This is a genomic window from Candidatus Nitrotoga arctica (assembly GCF_918378365.1).
GTDB lineage: Bacteria > Pseudomonadota > Gammaproteobacteria > Burkholderiales > Gallionellaceae > Nitrotoga > Nitrotoga arctica.
On sequence record NZ_OU912926.1, the window covers coordinates 1,117,001 to 1,139,545 of the forward strand.

The window sequence follows — 22,545 nt, forward strand, 5'->3', positions numbered from 1 at the left end:
ACTTATGATCACACTGAACATCGTCACCTACAATATTCACAAGGGTTTATCCCATTTCAATCAGCGTATTGTGCTGCACGAAATGCGCGAGCGCTTGCGTGAACTCAACGCCGATATTGTATTCCTGCAGGAGGTGCAGGGCGAGAACAGCCGCGACATAAGACATCCCCATAGCTACGCTACTTCGCCGCAGCATGAGTTTCTGGCTGACCAGATATGGCCGCATCATGCGTATGGAAAGAATTCCGTTTATATAGACGGTCATCACGGAAATGCACTCTTGAGCCGTTACTCGATTGTGGAGTGGGATAATCTGGATATTTCCGCGCACCGCTTCGAGAGCCGAGGCCTGCTGCATTGTGTAATTGACCTGCCAAAAACCGATCAGAGTGAAATCACTCAGCCTCTGCATTGCATTTGTGTACATTTTGGTTTATTCAAACGCGGCCGCAGAGTGCAATTTAATGCGCTGATTGAGCGTATCAAGCGGATGGTGCCGGTGGATGCGCGTCTGATTGTCGCGGGTGATTTTAATGATTGGCGTAACAATGCCAGTCGTCTGTTAGCCCATGAATTGCAATTGCATGAGGTATTTGAAAAAAATCTCGGCAGGCCGGCACGCAGTTTTCCGGCGGGTATACCGCTACTGCGCATGGATCGTATTTATGTGCGGGGGCTGGAGATCAAGCGCTGTGAAGTGCATTCGTGGAGAAAAATTTCAGACCATGTAGCGCTGTCCGCGACGCTCGCTCTATGAGCAGTACGCATCTGGTTGATGGTCATATTCTGATTCTGTTGCGTAATGGGGAAGAATATTTTCCGCGCCTGATTGCGGCGATAGACGCCGCGACCCGCACGGTCTATCTGGAAACTTATATTTATGCCGCCGATAATTGCGGTCGCCAGGTCTCGCAGGCGTTGCAGCGTGCGGCCAAACGTGGCGTGAGGGTGCACTTGCTGCTGGATGGTTACGGCTCGGCCGATTTGCCGGATGCGTGGGTGGATGAGCTGCGCGGAGCGGGCGTAGAGGTGTTGTGGTATCGCCCGGAAATCGCGCGCTTTAGTTTGCGCCGCCACCGCCTGCGCCGTTTGCATCGCAAGCTGGCGTTGGTGGATGAGCATATCGCTTTTGTAAGCGGCATCAATATCATCAATGATGTGCCGGGTGGTCGAATTGTAGCGCCGCGTCTGGATTATTCGGTTGAGGTCCGGGGAGCTACGGCAGGACATATACAATTTGTAATGCGGCGTTTATGGACGCTGGTGTCATGGATAAATTTTCGGCGACAGCGCGAGCGCGTAAAACTACTGGCCCCGCACAAGAATCCTGAGCCACAAAAAGTGGCGTTCGTGTTGCGCGACAACTTGCGTCATCGTCACGATATTGAACACGCCTATCTCAAAGCCATTGCCGGGGCGCGGCGAGAGATCATCATTGCCAACGCCTATTTTCTGCCGGGAATGCGCTTCCGCCATGCTTTATTAAATGCGGCTAGACGCGGAGTGCGCGTTGTGTTGCTGTTGCAAGGGCGGGTGGAATATCGTCTGCAGCACTTTGCTACGCGTGCGCTGTATAATGAGCTATTGCGAGCAGGTATTGAAATTCACGAATACCACGCCAGTTTTATGCACGCCAAGGTGGCGGTGGTGGATGGCTATTGGGCAACCGTAGGTTCATCCAATATAGATCCATTCAGCCTGTGGCTGGCGCGCGAAGCTAACCTGGTCGTTCGCGATGCAGGGTTTGCTGAATCATTGCGTGCTGATTTGTTGCAAGAGATTGCGCATAGCGCTCGGTTAATTTCCCATTCTGTGTGGCGCAAGCATAGTATATGGATGCATTTTCTGATGCGTATTAGCTATGCAATGGTTCGTTTCTTGACTGGCGTGATTGGTTACGCACGCGGACATGATAATGTTTAGCCGCTATCTGTCTGGTAGATTGGTTGGTCTGGTACAAATCACAAAAACTCGACCACACGGATTTACGTGAACGTAAAACGCGCGATGATCCTGTTCAATCCGGTCGTTCATGTTTCAATTAGCAAGTCGTTTGCGATTTCGAAAAAGCACCGCCGCCCCCACCAGTGACATTGCCCATACGATGGCTGCCCCACTGGGTAGATCTAGCCATACTGACAGCAACAGTCCTCCAGCATAACCTGAGGAGCCTACCGCGAAGGCAATGATTATGCGTTGTCGTTTCCGTTGCAGATTGTGTGTGGCGAGTGCGGGGACGATGAGGCTGGCGAATACTAGATAAACTCCAACCAGTTGTACCGAGGCGGTTACAGCCAGCGCGAATAGCGTATAGAAACCCATGCTGCCAAATCGTTTATTAACTACGTTCCATAGTGCCAGCAACGTGGCAGTGAGAATCGCCGTTGCTATGAGCTGGTTTTTGCTCACCCACAGGATTTGCCCGACCAGCAAGTCTTTAATATGCTCGCCGGCTTTGGTGTCGTGGCTCATCAGCAGGATGCTGCCACTGGCGGCGAGTACGAACAGCAAGCCAATGCAGGCTTCTTGAACTTCTGGTAGTTTGCGTTCTATGACGGTTAGCAGCTCTGCGCCTAGCAGGGCGCTGGTGGCTGCCATTACTTGCACTGCGAGCGGATATTCGGTCAATCTCAGCAGTCCCGCGATGACCACGCCGAGCCCTGCGATCTGCGCCACGGTGATGTCAGCGAAGATAATGCCGCGCGCCAACACCTTCATGCCGAGTGGGACATGGGTGGCGAGTACCAAAAGCCCGGCAATGAAGGCGGGCAGCAAAATTTCAAGATCGACTATATTCATCTTGTGTACTCCTAAAACCTTCTTCTCCACATGCTATTGAATGGAAGATGGGAGGAGAGAATGTTAAATTTAACGAGATGTCATTCCCGCCAGCAAACGCGCGATAGTATCGTCAAACAGGCCGAACAAATCTTTCGAGCCTTCCGAGCCACCTACACTGAATGGCAAAACTACTTCAGGAATGTGTGCGCGATCGGCAATCCATTTTGATGGTTTTGGATTTTGATAGGCTGAACGAACTACCATTTTTGCCGGAGATTGTTGTAACTGTACTATCACTTTCGACAGGTGCGACACGCTGGGTTCCATACCGGGCTTGGGTTCCAGTACGGCAACTTGTTTCAGCCCCAACCATATATTCATATAAGAATATGCTTGGTGCTGTGCGACAAAGGGCTGCCCTTTTAGTGGTGCGGCTTGCTTTTCCCAGCGTGTTATTGCGGTTTGCCAAGTTTGAGTGAAGGCCTGTAGGCGGCTTACGTAGAACGCTGTGTTGGCGGGATCAAGCTCGACCAGCCGCTCCGACAGCGCTTTTGCAATAGGGAGAAAGTTGCGAGCATCGAGATGGATGTGCGGATTGCCTAGGGCATGCAGATCGCCCAAAGCGCGATCCAGGCTAACGGGGATTTCCAGCATGGTCACATAGCTTGCGGCGTTGAAGTAACCCGGTTTACCGGGGACGGCGTTGACATTCCCAGATTCGCGCAGCATGAGCGGTAGCCAAGCTAATTCTAATTCCGCGCCGGTGCACACCACCAGTTGCGCACGGCGTGCCCTGGAAATTAGACCGGGGCGTGCTTCCACATAGTGTGGGTCTTGCAACGCGTTGGTAGCGGTATAGATGTTAACCTTGTTTGCCGCCAGCTCCTTTGTCAGCGCTGCCCATTCGGGTTCGCAGGCTAGGACTTCCAGGGCTGCATGTACCGGCTTGGTGAGCGCCACTAGCAGCAAGTACATTAAAGGGAAGAATATTTTTTTCATGGTGTTGTCCTTTGGGTTTTGTCAGACAAACAAGGAAGGCATCGTGTTTTCCATTGCCTGCATAGCCTCTTTCATGGCCCTGACGGTTAATTAAAACTTGTGTACGCCGTGCGCACCCAAACTCATAATATATTGCATAAAGATTTGCGTATCGGTCAGACCTTGCCGAGAATTGTCTTGAGCCAACTGCATGCGCATGCGCGAAAATTCGCTTGGACTGTAGTCAAACATTATTGTAGTGCGGGTGGGGGTATAGCCATAGTTGCTGATAATATTGGAAGTATTCAGGAAGCCGACCTGAGCTATGCCAGAATTAAGCCGGTCATATCGCAGCCCTACACGCCAACGTGGCTTGAATTGATGAACGCCTTGTACATACCAGCCAGATTGGGTCACTGAGTAACTGTCTGGAGTTGTAAGGTTGTAAGTGAGCGTGCCGTCTTCACGACGCCGGAAATATTCACCTTGCAGCTTAAAGTTCGTTAGACGGATATTACCGTTTGGCGCGTATTTCCACACGAAATCTACTCCGGCAGTCTTGCTATTACCATTGAACAGGTTACTTACGCCACCTGTTGTACCGAGTAAATCGGGCACAGCATCAAATTGTGCGTTCTCACGTTTGGTCTGATGCAAAGAAATACCCGCGAGGAAACTGCTGCTGTCACCCACGTCAGAACCGACATGCGCGAACAGTACGCTGGAACCCACGCCATTTTTTTGCCGGCTAGTGCCCGGGTAACTGAGTCCTCGGCCGATTTCGGCACCGAGTTCAATAAAGGTATCGGTTGGCGCCAACCATCTTAATTGCATGCCGTCTTCACTTAACTGGTTGTTCCAGAATGTGCGATAAACGAGGGGCTGATCAACGAAATCCCATGCATGGGCATGTACCTCGTTCAAGTAGCCCAGATGGGAAAAAAATCGTCCAAACATTAGATTGAAGCCATCGCCCAGCGTGGTGGTCTGTACATAGGCATTCTCCACACCCAAACCGTTGTCAGGCGATAAGGCAAGTTTAGCTTCACCACGGAACTGTGGATCGATGTTGGCAATAAGGCTTAGCTCTGTTTCTTGCAGGCTGAACCCTTTGCTATACCCGTGGTTGTTGGGAGCCATGGCAAAGCCGGTGATGGGCACCGCCGGATCTTGTTTTAAGTTTTCATAGGTGCCCGTCAGGATCAGCGAGGTGGCCGGATTGTACGCGCTCACACTAGAGGCAGGAGCACGGTTGGGCTGTGGTGCGGGGGCTTGTACTTGCGCTTGCGTAATCGTGGCTTCGGCTTGGCGGCTGGCCTCGGCTTGTTGCAGACGTTGTTCAAGTTGCGTGATGCGTTGTTCGTAACTGTCTTTCAGTTGTTTGATCTGTTCGCGAATGTCGTTTAAATCTTTATCACTTGCAGCATAGACGTTCAGGGGCAAAGACAGTGCTATACATAACATTGCATGCTTAAGAGAGTCGCTATAGATTGCCATTCCATTTCGCCCGATTGTAATCTTCTACAAATTTTTTGTATTTCAGTTATTCAAGTGGAATACAGCTGCCCTAAGTGAAATTTATTCCTTCATTTATTTTTATAACCAGCTGGTATTTTATTCTACTGTATGAATCTGTCCGTGCGTTGAGCCATATAACAAAACCACAGCGATATTTAAAGAATCATCATATGCACGCTTAACCAGTGTTATTGGGTAATATTTTTGCTGATTTTCGTATCGGTTAAATAATAGGGTAGCAGCCAAAAAAAGAGAATAAGCAAATTCCTTATTTATTATTTAACGGAAATCCACCAGTTATTTTCAATCTTGCTCTGGTAGATCAAATGCAAGCAAGCGGTGAAATGGATGCTAGTAAATTTGAATTTTAGAGGTACTCAAATATGACGTTCTTCAAAAATTGGAACGGAGGTGAACCACTGTCTCATTCGAAGGCAAACGAATTGGCAATTGTTTGAGTACTTTAATATGGCAACACAACTTTTCAGGCAAGCGCAGGATGATGTCGAAGCATTGGTCATCCTGGAATAATACGCTGGCTTTCCGCCCATCAATATCCACCACGTTGTGAATCTTAGCTGGTGCCTTTGAAATCTCGTGGGCGGAAGGGTTCATCATGTTCATGCCGTAGCCGAACACTTTCTTTTTGGTGGGCCAATTGATACAGAATTGGCAGGACCAGCAACGTCAGTGCAGTTGAGGACAAAATGCCTCCAATCACAACCGTCGCGAGCGGGCGTTGCACTTCGGCACCTGTACCCATGGCGATCGCCATGGGTACAAAGCCCAGGGATGCCACCAGTGCGGTCATCAGCACCGGGCGCAAGCGGGTGAGCGCCCCCTCCTGGATTGCTGCATCAAGATGCATGCCTCCATCGCGCAAAGATCGAATGTAGGAGATCATCACCAAGCCATTGAGCACTGCAACACCTGACAGCGCAATGAAGCCCACACCCGCCGAAATAGAAAGCGGAATCCCCCGTAGCCACAGCGCCAGTATCCCGCCGGTCAAGGCAAACGGTACGCCGGTGAACACCAGCAGTCCATCCTTCACGTTATTGAACATTATAAACAACAGTATAAATACCAGCAGCAATGCGACAGGAACCACAATCTGCAGACGCTTTGCCGCTGATTGCATTTGCTCGAAGGTGCCGCCCCAGGTTGTCCAATAGCCAGCAGGTATCGGAACCTTCTGTTGAATCTCCTGTTTGGCTGCGGTGACGAACGAGCCAATATCCCGTTCTCGTACGTTAGCTGTTACCACCACGCGGCGTTTGCCGTTCTCGCGGCTGATCTGATTCGGTCCAGGCGCCACATGAATGATCGCGACGTCACTAAGTTGTATATAGTTGGAGGGGGGACGGCCAGTGGCCCCAAAGTGTTCAATGTCAGCCAGTTGCAAATAATTGGAGCGAAATTGGCCATTGGCTTGATTGTCAGGCAAACGAATCGGCAGTCGTTTAAGCGCCTCCATATCACTTCGCAGCTTTTCAGGCAGGCGCACGATAATGTCGAAGCGGCGGTCGCCCTGGAATAATACTCCGGCTTTTTGGCCGCCCATCGCAATGGCAACCGCATCTTGTATATCCCCCACACTGACGCCGTAGCGAGCGGCTTTTTCACGATTTATCTGGATAGTAAGCATTGGCAAACCTGTGGTTTGCTCAACTTTGACATCCGTTGCGCCGGGAACCTTAGCCAACACGTTTGAAATTTCTTCGGCGGTATGGTTCATCGTATCCATGTCATCGCCAAATACCTTTACGGCCACGTCGCTGCGAACGCCGGATAACAACTCGTTGAACCGCATCTGGATCGGCTGGGTGAACTCATAGTTGTTGCCGGGTACTTTGGTTACCGCTTGCCGCATGGCATCGACCAGGTCGACTTTGCTACGCCCTGGATCAGGCCACTCAGATTGCGGTTTCATCATCACGAAATTATCGGCGACGTTAGGCGGCATGGGGTCGGTGGCAATTTCGGCGGTTCCCATCTTGGCAAAAATCGTGTCAACCTCAGGAAACTGCTTGATTGTCCGCTCCAGTTCAGCTTGCATCTCGATCGCCTGCGACAGGCTGGTTCCGGGAACGCGTAGTGCATGTAGCGCGATATCGCCTTCGTTTAAGCTCGGCACGAATTCGCTACCCATGCGTGTGGCAAGCAGGCCGCTAAGTATCACGGCGACCATTGCAATAATTAATATCAACTGCTTGTTAAGCATTGCAAAATTAAGCATCGGTTGGTAGCCGCGTTTGGCCAGGATCATCAAGCGACTTTCTTTTTCGCTGACTTTGTGGCCGATGAGCACCGCCACCGCCGCAGGAATAAAAGTAACCGATAGAATCATGGCTCCCAGCAAAGCAGCCACTACAGTGAACGCCATCGGATGGAACATCTTTCCTTCCACGCCGACGAGTGCGAATATTGGCAGATAGACCACCATGATAATTAACTGGCCAAACAAGAGGGGTCTACGTGCTTCTTTGGAGGCTGTAAATACCTCATGAAAGCGCTCTTCGGGAGTTAATTCTCGGCCGACCACGGCTTGCGTATGGGCAAGCCGCCGTATGCAGCTCTCTACAATCACCACGGCACCGTCGATGATAATGCCGAAGTCCAGAGCCCCCAGGCTCATCAAGTTGGCGCTGACTTTGTTAGCGACCATGCCGGTGAAGGTGAACAGCATAGCCAACGGAATTACCAGGGCAGTGATGATGGCGGCGCGGATGTTGCCGAGAAATAGAAACAGGATCGCAATCACTAGCAGCGCTCCCTCGATCAGATTTTTTTTGACGGTGTTGATAGCCTTGTCGATCAGAATCGTACGGTTATAGACCTCATGGGCTACCACGCCTTGCGGTAGCGTGCGGTTGATTTCTCCCAGACGTTTGGCGACGGCCTGGGAGACTGTTCGGCTGTTCTGGCCGATCAGCATGTACACGGTGCCGAGCACCGCCTCGCGCCCGTTCTCGGTCGCGGCGCCGGTGCGAAGTTCCTTGCCGATGCCGACTTCGGCCACTTCTCGAATTCGGATAGGCACGCCTTGTTGGCTGTTAACAATAATATTGCCGATGTCTTCGACGGTGGCGACCTGACCCGGCGCGCGGATCAGATATTGCTCGCCGCGCTTTTCGATATAACCAGCCCCGATGTTGTTGTTGTTGCGCTCAAGGGCCGTAACCAGATCTTGCAGTGACAGACCATAGGCCACCAATCTGTCCGGGAACGGCGCCACTTGGAATTCCTTCACGTAACCGCCAATGCTGTTGATTTCGGTCACGCCGGGCACATGGCGCAGCTGCGGTTTGATGACCCAGTCCTGGATTTCGCGCAGGTCGGTGGAAGTGTAGGGTGTGCCATCGGCCTTGCGTGCACCTTCCTTGGATTCGACCGTCCACATGAAAATTTCCCCCAGGCCAGTGGAGATTGGTCCCATACTGGGTTCGATACCCGCCGGTAAGTTGCCCTTGGCCTGCTGGATGCGCTCATTGACGAGTTGGCGCGCGAAGTAGATATCGGTACCGTCCTTGAAAATCACGGTGACTTGCGATAGCCCATAGCGCGATAGCGATCGAGTCTCCTGCAGATTAGGTAGACCGGCCATTACGATTTCGATCGGAAACGTGATGCGCTGCTCGGATTCCAGCGGCGAATATCCAGGTGCTGCAGTATTAACTTGAACTTGCACATTGGTAATATCGGGAACGGCGTCGATCGGCAAATTCTGGTAACTAAAGACCCCCAACACAGCCATTCCAACCGTCATCACCAGCACCAGCCAGCGCTGATCAATGGCAAAACGAATTATTTTTTCGAACATGAAGGTCTCCTAATGGTCATGGCTTGCGCCGGCTTTGCCCAAGTCGGCCTTGATCAGGAAACTGTTCTTCGCGGCGTACCGCTCGCCTGCACTCAAACCCTTGACCACTTCAATAAACTTGCCGTCGCTACGTCCCAGTTCCAGCGGGTGCGCTTCAAAAAAAGTACCATAGCGGACGAAGACAGCCGTCCAATCGCGCACTGTCTGGATGGCATCTGCGGAGACTGCTATCGGCACCTCCACCTCATCAGCCACCAGCTCGATATTGACGGGCAGACCGGGTCGCCAGATGCCTTTGGGGTTGGGCAAAATGATATGTGCTTCTGCTGTGCGAGTCTGCTCGCCCAGCAGCGCGCCAAGATGCTCTACGCTGCCACTGCTCTGGAAATCAAAAGAGCTTGCTTTTACTATAGCCTTCTGCCCGATTTTTACGGTATTCAGATCTTTGGAGTAGATGGTCAATACCGCCCAGACTGTGGATAAATCAGCCACGACAAAGATGTTGGCATCTTCCTTAAGTACTTGGCCGACCGAAATTTGCTTCTGCATCACGATGCCATCGATGGGCGCGCGGATTTCATAGCGCGTGAGATTACTGTTGTTCGTCAGAGAGCCGCCGAGCGAAGCCAGCTTCTGTTTTACACTCTGAACGATGATTTCAGCTTCCTGCATTACGTTGCGTGCTTGTAGATAGTCCTGCTCGGCGGAAATTTTTTCTTCCCATAAGCTTTTTTCGCGCTCGAACGTAGTGCGCGCCAAGCTCAACCGTTTTTGTGCTGCTAGCAGTTCACTTCGCAGGTCGGCCAGGGCTTGGCTGGAAATCACTGCCAGGACATGGCCTTTGCGCACTGGGTCACCGGCATTCGCGCCTACCGACTCAACCACTCCGGCTAGTCGCGGCACAACATACACCACCCGATCTTCGTTGAAACTGATGTGGCCAATAAGTTGCAATGTGCTCTTGATGCGCGCCGGTCCAGAGGTCAGCATTTCGATGTTGCCTTGCTTGATCTGTTGATCGGTCATGCTCACGCGTGCTTCGATCTGCTCATAGGTAAACGAGTAAGGCTTATTGCCCAATTGAGCGTCGATCGTTACTTTGAAAGAATGCGGCTCCTCAACTACTGCATTGCCTTTTAGATAATCATTTTGCTTGACGAAGGTGATTTTCTGAGGCTTGCGACCGAGGCGTTCGAGGGTGATGGTAACTTTACTGGTGGCAGGATCGAGCGGCTTGCCGTTTTTGTAGGTATAGACGCGAAACTCAGGTTCCACGCCCTCTTCGAAGATTGTTATTTCAACCCCATAGCCGTTTTGTGTGAATAACTTTCCACCGTGTTGACCTGTCTGCGGTTCAGCTTCTGAGTGATTTTTTGAGTGATTGTCGTGTGAGTGGCCGTCATGCTCATTTTTATCCTCTTCGTGCAGCTTTGTGCCGCCTTGGCTGCTGAGAATCAGCATGGCGATTACGATGCCGATCGCCAGAACAACGGCAATGTAAATAGTTTGTTTTTTGTTTAGATTCAGTTTCATGTCGATTTCCCTATGGCGTTGTGGCGGCCAGCTTTAACGGTTATCAGAGCGGTGAACCATCGGGCGCTTCGCCAAGAACACGTTCGATTTCGGCAGCAGATCGATGCGCTTCTGCCAAGGCGCGCAGGTATTGAGATTTGGCTTGGAACAGCGTGCGCTGAGCGTCGAGCGCCTCAAGGAAGCTAAACTTACCCATAAGGAAACCTTTGGTCGCGGCATCGTAGGCACTTTGCGCACCCGGTAGAATCTCTCGCTGTAAAATTTCAATTTCTTGACGGGCAACATTAAGACGCTCGAGCGCTTGAGCGATCTCATTATTGAGACGGATCTCGGTTCCAGACAGCTCGTCCCGTGCCTTGTCGGTGCGGCGTAGCGCCTCCAAAATATTTCCTTGGTTGCGATTGAAGATCGGGATCGGCAATGACACGCCAAGAAGCGCTTGGTTGAGGCCTATTTCAGCGTTGCGTCTACCACCCAAACTAAGTGTCACGTCCGGAACGCGAAGAGTGCGTTCTACTTCCACCAGTGCCTGTCGGCGGTTCACTTCAAGCTGCGCGCGAGCCAACCCGGGTGAATTTGCCAAGCGGGCCGTTAAATCTTTCAGCGTGGGTAGTGCAGGCAGCGCCTCAACTTGGCCCTCAGCTCGTTCGAAACGAGGCGATGCATTTCCCCATATAGCCGTGAGGCGTTTGCGTGCCATTTTCAGGCTGGTGGATGCTTGACTTAGTTCGACGCGGACGCTCGCTTCGGCAACACGCGCCTTTGTTTCTTCGACCGGGGACACCTTGCCGGCCGTGACTCGTTTTGAAGCAGCAGAAGTTGCCCGTTGAGAGAGCTCGACCAATCCTTGCGTTAAAAGAGAACGTTCTTGCGCCACAAGCACATCAAAAAAAGCCACCATGACGGCTGCGCGAATTTCTGCGCGCATGGCATTCAATTCTGCCGAAGCTACATCGAGGCGCCGCTCGGCGGCGGCAATACGCGCGGGTCGCTTACCGCCGAGCTCTAACGGCTGGTTGATGTAGACTGCGGTGAGACGATTCGCGGGCCGTGTATCCTCGATTAACGCCTCAACTCGCGGGTTCGGCCGAAGGCCAGCTTGAAGGATTGATCCAGAAACTGCTTCGAGTTCCCGTCTGGCGGTAGACAGGGCTGCATTGGCGCCATAAGCCAATTCGAGAGCGGCTTTTAGCGTAAGTGGGGCGGCTGGCTCGGTAACGCGGAGTGCGTTACCCTCGACAGCCACATAATTGCTGAGGCTTCTCATTTCAAGAGCTAATGAGGGATTGAAAATTATCGCCGCCAACCCAAGCGGTAAAAGCAGTTTCATCATCCAATTCTCCTGATGAAGTAGGGAAGAAGTCCGGCGAGACCTCGAAATAGGTTAAATGTAAAAATTAACGTCTCGCCAATTTAACCCGAATATTCATAAATGTGCGCCGGCTCCCTTGCCCTTAAAAATTTGTTAAGCATTTTGTTCGTCGGATGCATGAATAACTACACCGCTCCTTCACATTGTTGCCTACCAAATGAGCGAGGTTCGCAGGGGCGAGTGGTTGTACGAGTTTTTACCATATAAATCCTGCGAGAAAAATTTCGCTTAACTCGTAAAAACTCTACGCACCACTATTCAGTTTTATGACAGGAGGTGCCTGAGCTGGAGGGCGGTAATATGAAAAACGAAAAGAAGTTTGTTTCGTTTGGCCAATAATGGTCAGAGGTATTGCATTTAATAAAGAAGTCGGCAATCTGGTATGTGATGCTCCCTGATAATCTGTCAGCAACAGGATGTAATCATTTTTATATCCCTGCGCCATGCCAATGGTTGGAAATTCCGCCTTGACATCGCTTAACTCTGGTTGGGCAGTTGCAGCGTCAGCATGGTCGAGTATGTCACCATTGAGATGGAAATGTATGCTGCCGGAATGGAAATCATCGCTGACATGTGCATGCACTAATGGCGCGATGCATTGCAGCATCGACAGTAGTGCAATCAAGCTTAAGTTTTTCCATTTTCGTGTCATATGATCAATTCTGAACAGGTCAAATAGCTGTCTTCAATGCAGTTTCGTAGTTTAGAGTCCTAATAATAGGGCGAGAGGCATAAAAATAAAATAGGTAATTTGCTTATTTATTGGTGTTTACTAAGCGAAATATACTGGCAATTTCTATTTTAGAAAAATCTGTTATTCACTTTGCAGAGTGTCAGCCGAAGTAAAGGTCCAAGTACGTGTGATATTGAGAATATCCGTGTCTTTGCGGATGTCCGGCGGGAGCGGGGAGAAAGGCGCAGCCAGTTTTACGATACGCCGTGCTGCAGCATCCAGGATGGGCTGCCGGGATGAGCGACTCACCTCCACATTTTCCACACTGCCGTCTGCACGGATGGAGACGCTGAGTTGCAGTGTGCCATAAATATTTTTCTGGCGCGCAATTTGGGGATAGTTCATGTTCCCTACACGTTCTACTTTGATGCGCCAATCTTCAATATATTTTGCGAAGCGGTATTCTTGGGTGCGCGCACCGATAAACTTTCGCCGTGGCAATTTTTGATAAGCATCAAAATCCTTGCTAATCTGTGCTTCCAGGCGTGCGATCTCCAGCCTGCGTTGCATCATGTCTAGGTTATTTGTATTGTCACTGGCACTTTGGTGTTGTTCTTGTCCTTGGGTTTTTTGTTGCGGTATGCGGTGTGTGCTTATGGCCGCCTGTGCCAGCAGGAGTTTGACTCCTTGTTCGAGCTGCTGCACGCGTTGCGCGGATTGTTCCGGCGTGAATTGTTTATCATCGGTCAAGGTAGGCAGCGGGCTTTTTGCGTGACGATCTTCAGTTGTATTACCCCCGCCGTCGAGGTTGTTTTGTGCCAAGGCATCGGCCTTAACAGGGCGCGATTTTGCTTTACTGTTTACCAGTACCACTTGCAGCGGTTGTAGGGAATCATTAATTTTGCGTGGGTCAGGCAGGGCGAAGCCGATGCCAAACAGCATAAAAGCATGCAGCACTAGCGAAAATGCCAGGGCAATGGCGATTGGCTGTTTGAACAGAACTAGCAAGCGGTGGCCTCCTCCTCAATCTTGGAGATAAAGCGGGCATTGAAATTCAGGTCAAGCAGGTCAATTTCGCCTATCTCCAGAATTACACGCGTGTTAGGTGGTAATTCCGGTAAGGATGGGATGCGGCCCACCAGTGGAATGTGGACGAATTTCACCAGATTTTCGCGTAGTACCAGCGCTTCGGCTTGCTGAATGTTTTCCTGCAGCAGCCAGCGTAAGCACCAATAGCGTTCCATATTGCGTTGGAATTCGTTGTAAAGCGTATAGGCAGTGTCGAAGTCGCGCATCACGGCGAACAGTGTTGTGTCGTTTTTAGTATAGGCGGGTGGGTCTTCGCGCAACAGGCTGATAATCTGGCGCTGGTTTACAAAGTCTATGTAGCGGCGCAACGGCGAGCTTGACCACATATATTGCGCTACGCCCAACCCTTGGTGTGGTGCCGGCACGGTACTCATTTTCACCTTGCCGTTGTTTTGCGTGCGGTAGATGCCCGCTACATCGTGCGTCGCGAGCAGTTTTCCCCATTCAGAATTTACGAAAATCATCAGCTCTGCTACCACCTTGTCAATGGGTGAGCCACGCTGCCGAGTACTGATACTGACGCGATCGTTTTCCACGTGAAAATTGTAATCCACCTGCTGAATACTATTGTCGGCGGATTTGCCACGTGTTGCTTCCAGCTTTTGCGCTAAATTCCATAATAGCGTGAGCTCTGCCGCAAAGAGAAAATCCTGCTTGCCGGCAGCCAGAGTCTCCTCATTGAATAGCGGTTCCAGCGTGTCATGGCGCAGGTTGGCGGCGATATGGATGCGCTCAATGCGGCTTTCCGTGCTGAGCACGGCCAAGGTGTCGGCATCCACTTCGAGGTACATGGAAAGCGACGGGCAAACTTTGTCGGCACTTAGGGTAAATGCCTGCACCACGCTGTCTGGTAACATGGTGATCTTGTCTCCAGGCATGTATACCGTGGACATGCGCTGCATCGCAATATCATCACCTGGTGAACCAGGCGCTATGCCCAAAGACGGGGCGGCAATGTGCACACCGATACGCCAGTTACCGTTGGCAAGTTCTCTAACCGACAAGGCATCGTCGATTTCTGTGGTAGTCGCATCATCTATGCTGAATGCAGTATCCACTGCTAGTGGCAGGTCGGGCCAGACAGCTAAATCGATCTCACCGAAACTGGTTCCATGCGGGAAATTTTCAAACAAGAAGCGCTGCAGATGATAAGCCTGCGTGGAAGGAACTGCTCCGCAGCGTTGCAACAAGTGCGCGGCCGACAAGTGCGTAGCGGTGCAGGCGGCCTCCAGCGCTTTCACCTCAAGGGTGTTGCGATCCGGTTTGTATAGTAGATACGATAATTTGTCGGTGAATTCCGGCGGCAGGGTGAAAGCGATTAGCTCGTTGGTGTAACGCGCTTGCAAGGCGGCTTGCAAGCGTTTTTTTTCGGCGCTGGCTAGCGCAGATTTGAGGGCGTCCGGTGGTGCGGCCTTATAATATCCCTTGCCTTTTTTGTAAAAATACATTGGCGAGGAATGCAGGCGAATCAAGGTGCCCGCTGCCTCGATTGAATGGGGCGTGTGGCCAAAATATTCACTGGCCAGTTCATTAAAGCCGAAATCATCCGGCGGGCTACATTCCCACAAAAATTCTACATCTATGTCTGCTGCGATGTCTTCCGCCTGCGTCATAAATTCAGTTAGCCCGGGTTGGGCAAAACGTAACAGCACGTTGGCGGCTTTGATCTTGCTGCGCTTGCCATGCGTGCTTTCTACTTGCAGCGAGGTTATGCTGTCAGTGAGTATCGATCCGACCTTGAAAGCGCCGTCTTCTTCGTAAAAAATGTTCATAGGGGATGTAGCGAAAAGAGTGTCGCGATTATACCCCAGCGCTGATCATGGCCTGGAATTTCACTTCAGTTACGAATATCAACTAAGCTTTGACCTTACCAAGCCAATTGATAGAGGTCTAGATTAGATGCACTCTGAATGGCAAAGAGAATTGTGTCCATTAAATATTCTGTGGAATTGGTTTTATGCCATGAATATGATTGCAATTATTTTTGTATGTGTGCGATATCGCACAGATTCTGCATTGTCTTACTGTTACTGTCTGCCCTAGAGTCAACTAAGTTATTAAGTAGTTAGGCTCGGTTTAAATGTGTAGCAGTGCAGTATTTTGCCTCTACATGAACTGTCTAAGTAATAACTTAATATTAAGGAGATTATCATGAAAAAAACTGTTATCAGTCTGGCGATTTTTTCCAGTTTCGCTTTGGGTGTTACATCGGCGTATGCGGTAACGGATCCAGCCGGGTGGCAAAGAGAAGGTCAAAAAATGATAGAAAATCCGAAGGATAAGAGCTTTGACGACATGTCAAATTCGATTACCAATAGCGAGTATAAGTCTTATTTTGATAAACGTTTCCAGCAATTAGGAAAAAAGAACGATGGCAGAGTTTCGCATGAACAAGTGCTATTTAGAGACTTCGCTTTTGCAGATACTAGTGGTGATGGTGCACTGAGCGTGGATGAAGCGGCAACTGTTCCGTTGATAAAAGAACACTTCGATGCAATCGATACCAATAATGATGACAAAGTAACAGGAGATGAATTAATAGCATTCATGGCGAACTGGAGAAAAACTCATGAGGGCAAGATGTTGCATTAAGTCTGGCTAGATTTGTTTTAAGCAACATTTAGCGACAAGGTGGTTTTATATGCCTTGTCGTTTCTGTATGGAATGAATTGCAGTATTAAAATTAGAGAATCTCATAAGCACGAACTTTTTTTGACTTGGTGGTCTCAAAGTTCTTGACATATTCCGAAGCTGACCCGTAGTATGCCACTCTGAGTCTGCCAAATTTGGAGTATGGGTAGGCTCCGTAAAAGCCTGTGGCGTAGAAGCTTGGCATGTCTTGATTCTATTCAACTAATCTCGCAAGTTTTATATTAAGGAGCTTCTCATGAAAAAAAGTATTATTAGTCTCGCTATTGCTTCCTGTTTTGTATTTGGCGCTTCGTTAGCGCAGGCGCAAGCAATTTCGGCGCCTAAGCCAGCAATGACACAAGATAAAGCTACCGCCTTTTCAGGGAAAGGTCTGAACACCCCATGGAATTGCTGCAAACAGTATGATGATCTTGGCATTACCGGTGAACGCGATCAGCCTGCAGAAGTTAATGCACCTGGAAAAAAGATAAACAATGTTGTTAATCGATCCGCTAAAATCGATCCTGGTTATAAAAATGATGATGGAAACCGTATGCCAGAATTCATGCGGAAAAATTCATTGTCTGCAAATAATGAGCCTACCGACTCTAAAGCGTACGGTGCAGGGAAAGATGCTGCAACCACAGGTAATGCACAGGGAACGGGCGATACTTTAGGTAAATCACATTTTGGTGCTGCTTCAGGTTTTAACCAGTGGCAAAAAAGATAATTATCGTATTATTAATATAACGTTAAGGCCAGCTTAAAGCTGGCCTTAACGTTTATTAAACAGGTATTCTTGTACTGAACAGTCTCTTAGTGGCCACTATGCCCGTACCTGTGCCATTAATTATTTGTCAGCAGGCAGATAGCTGTTAGCGAGTATCAATGTTGTAAATTCTCGGTTGGCGTTCTTGCCAAACCGTGGTAGTCCACTTTCGTTTAATCCTCCAGTCGTTTTATTATCATAAGGACAGGCCAGGATCTGGTTTGTAATTTTTGATTCTTTCCTGTTTTTGCTGCGCCTGATCTCGTCCACTTCTCCGCCGTGCTTAAGCATTCTCAAGCCTCTTCCAGTTTTATTGATCCATTCGAGCTGGACAAGGTTCGCTGATTCCCACAAGTTCAATGGCTTTTTCCGGAAGATTTAAAATCTGCTGTTTTAGTAGTCGCCACTTTTATTTCCACGGTGAAATTATTAATAAATGGAAGATACGTCACGTTAGCAGGTGGCGGCGAATGGGGGTGGAAATTTCTTTGAGTTATTGATGCGCCCTAAAGTTTCCAGTCGTATCGCCGTTACAAGTAGCTGTAAGAAGAATATTTTTTACGTAGATTAACGCCACATGATATTTCGTGAAACAACCTGATGTATGTGAAGCGAAGGTAATAAAAAGTGGGGGGTAATATTTTTTAAAACTGATAATTTTAGATTCCAATTTAGTCTATGGAACTAAGAATTTTAATCATTACGCAGCATAGACAATTAAGTGATTCAGGTTGAAGTCAAAAAAATAATTCGAATTAATTTTTGCTGTGTAATAAATAGTTACTTTTTATATAAGGCATGTGGCAAATCATGAAAAATATTTCTATATCAAAAAAATTGATACTTTTACTGGCTCTGCCGCTTATTGGGCTGATTATTTTCGCGGCCATTAATGCTCAACTAAGTTATGGGCAGTGGAGAAGTCTGACGCAAACCGAAGCATTGATGAACTTTGCTGTTGCTATAGGTGACGCTTCGCATCAGCTGCAAATTGAACGCGGTGCCACGGCTGGTTTTGTTCAGTCCAAAGGAGAGCGATTTGCCAATGATCTACCGGGATATCGCGCAGAAACGGATCAAAAGTTAGTGCTGCTCAAGAGCAGTTATACCCATCTGAATGCGACTAGTATGCCCACTTCTCTCCGCACTACGGTGGAGGCCGCAATGAGCAAACTGGATGGTCTTAAAGATAACCGCGATGCAGCTTCACAGTTCAGAATCACCGCGCCGGAGGCTGCCGGTTATTACACCAAGACCGTCGCCACTCTGCTTGAAATAATGCCGGTAATCACTGAGCAGGCCAGCGATTTGCAGGTAGCCAAACAAATGACGGCATACCTTGCTTTTCTGTACGCTAAGGAACGTACCGGACAGGAGCGCGCGTTAATGGTACCGGTATTTACAGCCAACAAAATTGAACCGGCACAGTATCGGACTTTCATTGGTCACATCTCCGCGCAGCAGACGCATCTGGATACTTTTGTTAATTATGCGACCGATGAGGCTCGCGCATTTTACAAAAGCAAGATGACTGGTTCATATGTGGATGAAGTGGAAGCCATGCGCAAGGTAGTGATAGAAAAAGTGGCTGTGGGTGATTTTGGTATTGAGCCAACCAAGTGGTTTAACAGCATTACAGCCAAAATAAATGGCATGAAAGAAGTTGAAAATATGCTTGCCGAGCGCATACGAGCATCCTCTGCTGCTGCTGCAGCCAGTGCTCGCACGGCTTTCATGGCCAGTGCGATATTCGGCTTGTTGGCTATCCTGGTGACCGTGATGGCGGGAATGTTTATCGTCAGAAGTATTGCTTCCGAATTGCATTCTTTGCGGGAAACGATTGCCCTTATTCAGAGCGACAATGATCTCACGCACCGCATCGTGGTAGAAGGCGAGAATGAAATTGCCGAGACGGGTAATTCCTTCAATCTTCTGATTGGCAGTATGCAGGTAATTATTAATAATGTGATCGAAAGTTCCAAGCAGGTTCGTCAGAGTACTACTCAGCTTTCAGCAGCCTCTCTGAAAATTACTCACAGTTCACAGTCGCAGAATGAGGCAGCAGCTTCTACAGCTGCTGCGGTGGAACAGATGACGGTGAGTATTTCGGAAGTGGCGGCGACTGCTGCAGATGTGCATAAGCTTTCCGAGCAAAGTCTGCAACAAACCAAGCAAGGTAATCAAAGCGCAGAAGTCATGATTCTCGAAATCGCCAGCATTGAAAAAGCGGTGAATCAGATTGCAGCATCGGTCGGTGATTTTGTGCAAAGCGCGCGAACCATTGCCAGTATGACTCAACAAGTTAAGGATATCGCCGACCAAACCAATCTGTTGGCGCTGAATGCGGCGATTGAAGCGGCGCGTGCGGGCGAACAAGGGCGAGGTTTTGCGGTGGTGGCGGATGAAGTTCGCAAGCTGGCTGAAAAATCTGCGCAATCGGCCCGTGAAATCGACAAGGTAACCAGCACGTTGGATGTGCAATCCGGCAATGTGGAAAAAGCCATTGAGCATGGCTTGCAGTCCTTGAAGTCTACTCAGCAGCAGATTAACACGGTATCCAGCATGCTGGTCCAGGCGGGTGCTTCGGTAACCAATGTTAGTAGTGGAGTAAGCACTATTGCAGCATCGGTGGATGAGCAAAGCAAGGGCAGCCATGAAATTGCTCGTCATGTCGAAAATATTGCGCAAATGGCGGAAGAGAACTATGCGGCGATCGAGCATGTCGGGCAGGACATATTACGGTTGGAGAAATTGGCTGAAGATATGGAAGCCGCTGTGGCTCACTTTAAGGTGTAATTTCTAAAACAATAATGCCGCGTGCTCTCGACGTATCGTCCAATTTGTAACCTCTCACCTTCTGTGGTGAGAGTGAATACGGGGAACGAAGTGTTAGGGAGAAGGGCTTACAGTAACGGGGTTAGTCATGTCTGAATTGCTTAGAAATATTGATGGACGCACCAAGCTGGCAGGTACCAACAAGTTGGAAATTTTGATGTTCACGCTTGGTTTGGACAATCGCACGGGACGTTGCGAAATATTTGGTATCAATGTGTTCAAGGTGCGTGAGGTGATGCGTGTACCGGCCATTACTCATGCGCCAGAAATGCCGGACTCAGTGGAAGGCATGGTAAGTTTGCGTGGAGTGTTGGTGCCAGTAATTGATTTGGCAAAATACACTGGCGTGCAGACTGACGTTAAACCAGGAATTATGGTGGTCACTGAATACAATGGGCACACTCAGGGCTTTTTGGTCGATGCAGTGGATACCATTTTGCGCCTCGATTGGGCCTCTATGAGGGTGCCACCAGAAATGCTTAATGCCCAAATGGGAGGATTGGTGACTGCCGTCACAGAGTTGGCCGATGGGCGGTTGGTGATGATGATGGATGTGGAAAAAGTGTTGGCTGAAACCGGACATTTTAATGATGACCTTGCACTGAAGGCTGTTAAGCCCATAGGTGTGTCTGATCGCACGGTGTTTTTTGCTGATGATTCCGCAGTGGCGCGTAAGCAGATTGTCAGCACATTAGAGGCAATGCAAGTAAATCATCTTTCTGCTATTAATGGTCGCAAGGCGTGGGAAGAATTGCAAAGGATTGCTAGTTATGCCGAATCGGCGGGGTTACCTGTAAGCGATATGGTGCAAGTTATCCTCACCGACGTAGAAATGCCTGAAATGGACGGCTACATGCTTACGCGCCTGATCAAGGAAGACAAACGCTTTGCCAACATCCCGGTGTTGATGCATTCGTCGCTCTCCAGCGAGTCCAATCAGCAACTCGGCAAGGCGGTCGGGGTGGATGAGTACGTACCCAAATTTGAACCGCATAAGCTTTCGCAGACGCTCGCTCGCCTGCTGACCAGAAACGGAAAGGACTGATTATGTCGATTGCCGAATATCAATCACAAGCAGAGAACACTTCTCTGTCGCAGAGCACGGGTAGCCTGTTCGATACTGTGGATGCCAGAACCAGTTTGGCTGGTTCTAATAAGATGGAGATACTGCTGTTTTCGTTGGGTACTCCGGAAACGTTTGGTATCAATGTATTCAAAGTCAAGGAAGTATGCCGTGCGATGGCGATCACCAAGACACCCAATATGCCAGCGGGTGTGGACGGTATTGTGTCATTACGTGGACACATTCTTCCCGTATTGACCTTGGCTAGATTCATGGGGCTTGATGGAACAATGTCGAACGACCAAAGCACCATGATGGTGGCGGAATATAGCCGTCATATTCTTGGTTTTCTAGTGCATGACGTAGATCGCATTATTAGAGTTGACTGGAATAAAGTCCGCCCGGCAGATGACATGTTTTCCGGCAACAAGGACATGATTACTGCGATCACTGAGCTGCCGGATGGCAAGCTCGTTTCGATACTGGATGTCGAGCAAGTTCTTGCCAGCGCATTTGGTGAAGATGTGGTGGGCAGCGTGGATAAGATCGAAAATGGCCATGAATTATGTATCTTTTTCGTGGATGACTCTGCAGTAGCACGTAAGAAAATAACCGAAGTCCTGGATAAGATGGGTGTCAAAAATTTGCAGGCGAATAACGGGCTGGAAGGATGGGAACGCTTGAAGGGGTTGGCAGATACCGCGCAGAGCAGTGGTACAAATCTGCATGATCAGATTCAAGTGGTGCTCGTAGATGCGGAAATGCCGGTGATGGATGGTTACGTGCTGACGCAACATATCAAGGCTGACAGGCGTTTTGATGGTATTCCGGTGGTTATGCATTCGTCTTTATCATCTGATGCCAACCGCGATATGGGAAAGCGGGTTGGAGTGGATTATTACGTGCCCAAGTTTGATGTGGCGGTATTGAGCAATACATTGCGGCCTTTGCTGGTTTGATGTATCTGAAAATGGTTAACGGGATAAGGAATAAAAGTAAAAGTTAGAAAAATGTAACACCTTGAATGGTATTAGATTTCTTCCTGTCGTTCCCCTGAAGACTAAAAGTAACTGGAGGTATATCGTGGTAGATGCAAATATGAAATTTTTGGTGGTGGACGATTTTTCCACAATGCGGCGTATTGTGCGTAACTTGCTCAAGGAGCTTGGTTTCGTCAATGTGCAAGAGGCGGAAGATGGTGTCGATGCATTAAAAAAGTTACACAGTGAGAGTTTTAATTTTGTGGTGTCGGATTGGAATATGCCTAATATGACCGGCATTGATCTGCTTATAGCTATCCGTGCTGATCCAACGCTGAAACACTTGCCGGTATTGATGGTGACCGCTGAAGCCAAGCGCGAAAACATTATTGCGGCAGCACAGGCAGGTGCCAGCGGTTATGTTGTTAAGCCGTTTACTGCCGCCACACTAGATGAAAAACTAAAGAAAATTTTCCTGACTATGCAAAAGTGAGTGATGC

General features: G+C 49.3%; 19 protein-coding genes. 8 read left to right on the plus strand and 11 right to left on the minus strand.

Translation table 11 applies throughout. The annotated features are described in order from the left end of the window. Window positions 1–4: 4 nt before the first annotated feature. Window positions 5–757, plus strand: a complete 753-nt coding sequence (locus tag MKZ32_RS05100) for an endonuclease/exonuclease/phosphatase family protein (RefSeq protein ID WP_239796268.1) — start codon at window positions 5–7, stop codon at window positions 755–757. After that, window positions 754–1,923, plus strand: a complete 1,170-nt coding sequence (clsB, locus tag MKZ32_RS05105) for a cardiolipin synthase ClsB (protein WP_239796269.1) — start codon at window positions 754–756, stop codon at window positions 1,921–1,923. The genes MKZ32_RS05100 and clsB overlap by 4 nt, the downstream gene beginning before the upstream one ends. Window positions 1,924–2,037: 114 nt before the next feature. Here clsB and MKZ32_RS05110 read toward each other — a convergent pair whose 3' ends face one another. The 10 genes from MKZ32_RS05110 to MKZ32_RS05155 all read right to left on the minus strand — a co-directional run bounded on the left by MKZ32_RS05110 (window position 2,038) and on the right by MKZ32_RS05155 (window position 15,539). After that, window positions 2,038–2,799, minus strand: a complete 762-nt coding sequence (locus tag MKZ32_RS05110) for a metal ABC transporter permease (RefSeq protein ID WP_239796270.1) — start codon at window positions 2,797–2,799, stop codon at window positions 2,038–2,040. 69 nt (window positions 2,800–2,868) lie between these two features. After that, the gene (locus tag MKZ32_RS05115) at window positions 2,869–3,780 is read right to left on the minus strand and encodes a metal ABC transporter substrate-binding protein (RefSeq protein ID WP_239796271.1); all 912 of its coding nucleotides are present in this window, start codon (window positions 3,778–3,780) and stop codon (window positions 2,869–2,871) included. 90 nt (window positions 3,781–3,870) lie between these two features. Then, window positions 3,871–5,256, minus strand: a complete 1,386-nt coding sequence (locus MKZ32_RS05120; RefSeq protein WP_239796272.1) for a carbohydrate porin — start codon at window positions 5,254–5,256, stop codon at window positions 3,871–3,873. Between the two features lie 414 nt (window positions 5,257–5,670). Then, window positions 5,671–5,895, minus strand: a complete 225-nt coding sequence (locus MKZ32_RS05125; RefSeq protein ID WP_239798182.1) for a hypothetical protein — start codon at window positions 5,893–5,895, stop codon at window positions 5,671–5,673. Then, window positions 5,852–9,100, minus strand: coding sequence for an efflux RND transporter permease subunit (locus tag MKZ32_RS05130; RefSeq protein WP_239796273.1), 3,249 nt, complete (start codon window positions 9,098–9,100; stop codon window positions 5,852–5,854). Before MKZ32_RS05130 ends, MKZ32_RS05125 begins: the two co-directional genes overlap by 44 nt. A gap of 9 nt (window positions 9,101–9,109) precedes the next feature. Beyond that, window positions 9,110–10,633: an efflux RND transporter periplasmic adaptor subunit gene (locus MKZ32_RS05135; RefSeq protein ID WP_239796274.1), complete on the minus strand. Its 1,524-nt coding sequence runs from the start codon at window positions 10,631–10,633 to the stop codon at window positions 9,110–9,112. A gap of 43 nt (window positions 10,634–10,676) precedes the next feature. Next, window positions 10,677–11,966, minus strand: a complete 1,290-nt coding sequence (locus MKZ32_RS05140) for a TolC family protein (RefSeq protein WP_239796275.1) — start codon at window positions 11,964–11,966, stop codon at window positions 10,677–10,679. A 283-nt stretch (window positions 11,967–12,249) separates the two neighbouring features. Continuing rightward, complete coding sequence (locus tag MKZ32_RS05145; RefSeq protein WP_239796276.1) at window positions 12,250–12,657, minus strand: hypothetical protein; 408 nt, start codon at window positions 12,655–12,657, stop codon at window positions 12,250–12,252. A gap of 162 nt (window positions 12,658–12,819) precedes the next feature. Then, a complete protein-coding gene (locus tag MKZ32_RS05150) occupies window positions 12,820–13,686 on the minus strand; it encodes an energy transducer TonB (protein WP_239796277.1) in 867 nt (288 codons plus the stop codon). Continuing rightward, the gene (locus MKZ32_RS05155) at window positions 13,680–15,539 is read right to left on the minus strand and encodes a ribonuclease catalytic domain-containing protein (protein ID WP_239796278.1); all 1,860 of its coding nucleotides are present in this window, start codon (window positions 15,537–15,539) and stop codon (window positions 13,680–13,682) included. The genes MKZ32_RS05150 and MKZ32_RS05155 overlap by 7 nt, the downstream gene beginning before the upstream one ends. Before the next feature lie 379 nt (window positions 15,540–15,918). Between MKZ32_RS05155 and MKZ32_RS05160 the strand changes: the two genes are divergently transcribed. Next, window positions 15,919–16,359, plus strand: coding sequence for an EF-hand domain-containing protein (locus tag MKZ32_RS05160; protein WP_239796279.1), 441 nt, complete (start codon window positions 15,919–15,921; stop codon window positions 16,357–16,359). A gap of 295 nt (window positions 16,360–16,654) precedes the next feature. Beyond that, window positions 16,655–17,128, plus strand: coding sequence for a hypothetical protein (locus MKZ32_RS05165; protein WP_239796280.1), 474 nt, complete (start codon window positions 16,655–16,657; stop codon window positions 17,126–17,128). A 120-nt stretch (window positions 17,129–17,248) separates the two neighbouring features. Here MKZ32_RS05165 and MKZ32_RS05170 read toward each other — a convergent pair whose 3' ends face one another. Further along, window positions 17,249–17,527, minus strand: a complete 279-nt coding sequence (locus MKZ32_RS05170; protein ID WP_239796281.1) for a hypothetical protein — start codon at window positions 17,525–17,527, stop codon at window positions 17,249–17,251. 450 nt (window positions 17,528–17,977) lie between these two features. On the opposite strand from MKZ32_RS05170, the gene MKZ32_RS05175 reads away from it, so the two are divergent. The 4 genes from MKZ32_RS05175 to cheY all read left to right on the plus strand — a co-directional run bounded on the left by MKZ32_RS05175 (window position 17,978) and on the right by cheY (window position 22,538). Continuing rightward, window positions 17,978–19,963 carry a methyl-accepting chemotaxis protein gene (locus MKZ32_RS05175; RefSeq protein WP_239796282.1) on the plus strand — a complete coding sequence of 662 codons (1,986 nt, stop codon included), beginning with the start codon at window positions 17,978–17,980 and terminating at the stop codon, window positions 19,961–19,963. Window positions 19,964–20,090: 127 nt separating this feature from the next. Then, window positions 20,091–21,047, plus strand: a complete 957-nt coding sequence (locus tag MKZ32_RS05180) for a chemotaxis protein (RefSeq protein WP_239796283.1) — start codon at window positions 20,091–20,093, stop codon at window positions 21,045–21,047. A 2-nt stretch (window positions 21,048–21,049) separates the two neighbouring features. After that, window positions 21,050–22,024 carry a chemotaxis protein gene (locus MKZ32_RS05185; RefSeq protein WP_239796284.1) on the plus strand — a complete coding sequence of 325 codons (975 nt, stop codon included), beginning with the start codon at window positions 21,050–21,052 and terminating at the stop codon, window positions 22,022–22,024. A 139-nt stretch (window positions 22,025–22,163) separates the two neighbouring features. Beyond that, on the plus strand, window positions 22,164–22,538 hold the full coding sequence (cheY, locus tag MKZ32_RS05190; protein ID WP_420887756.1) for a chemotaxis response regulator CheY: 375 nt from the start codon (window positions 22,164–22,166) through the stop codon (window positions 22,536–22,538). Window positions 22,539–22,545 lie beyond the last annotated feature (7 nt).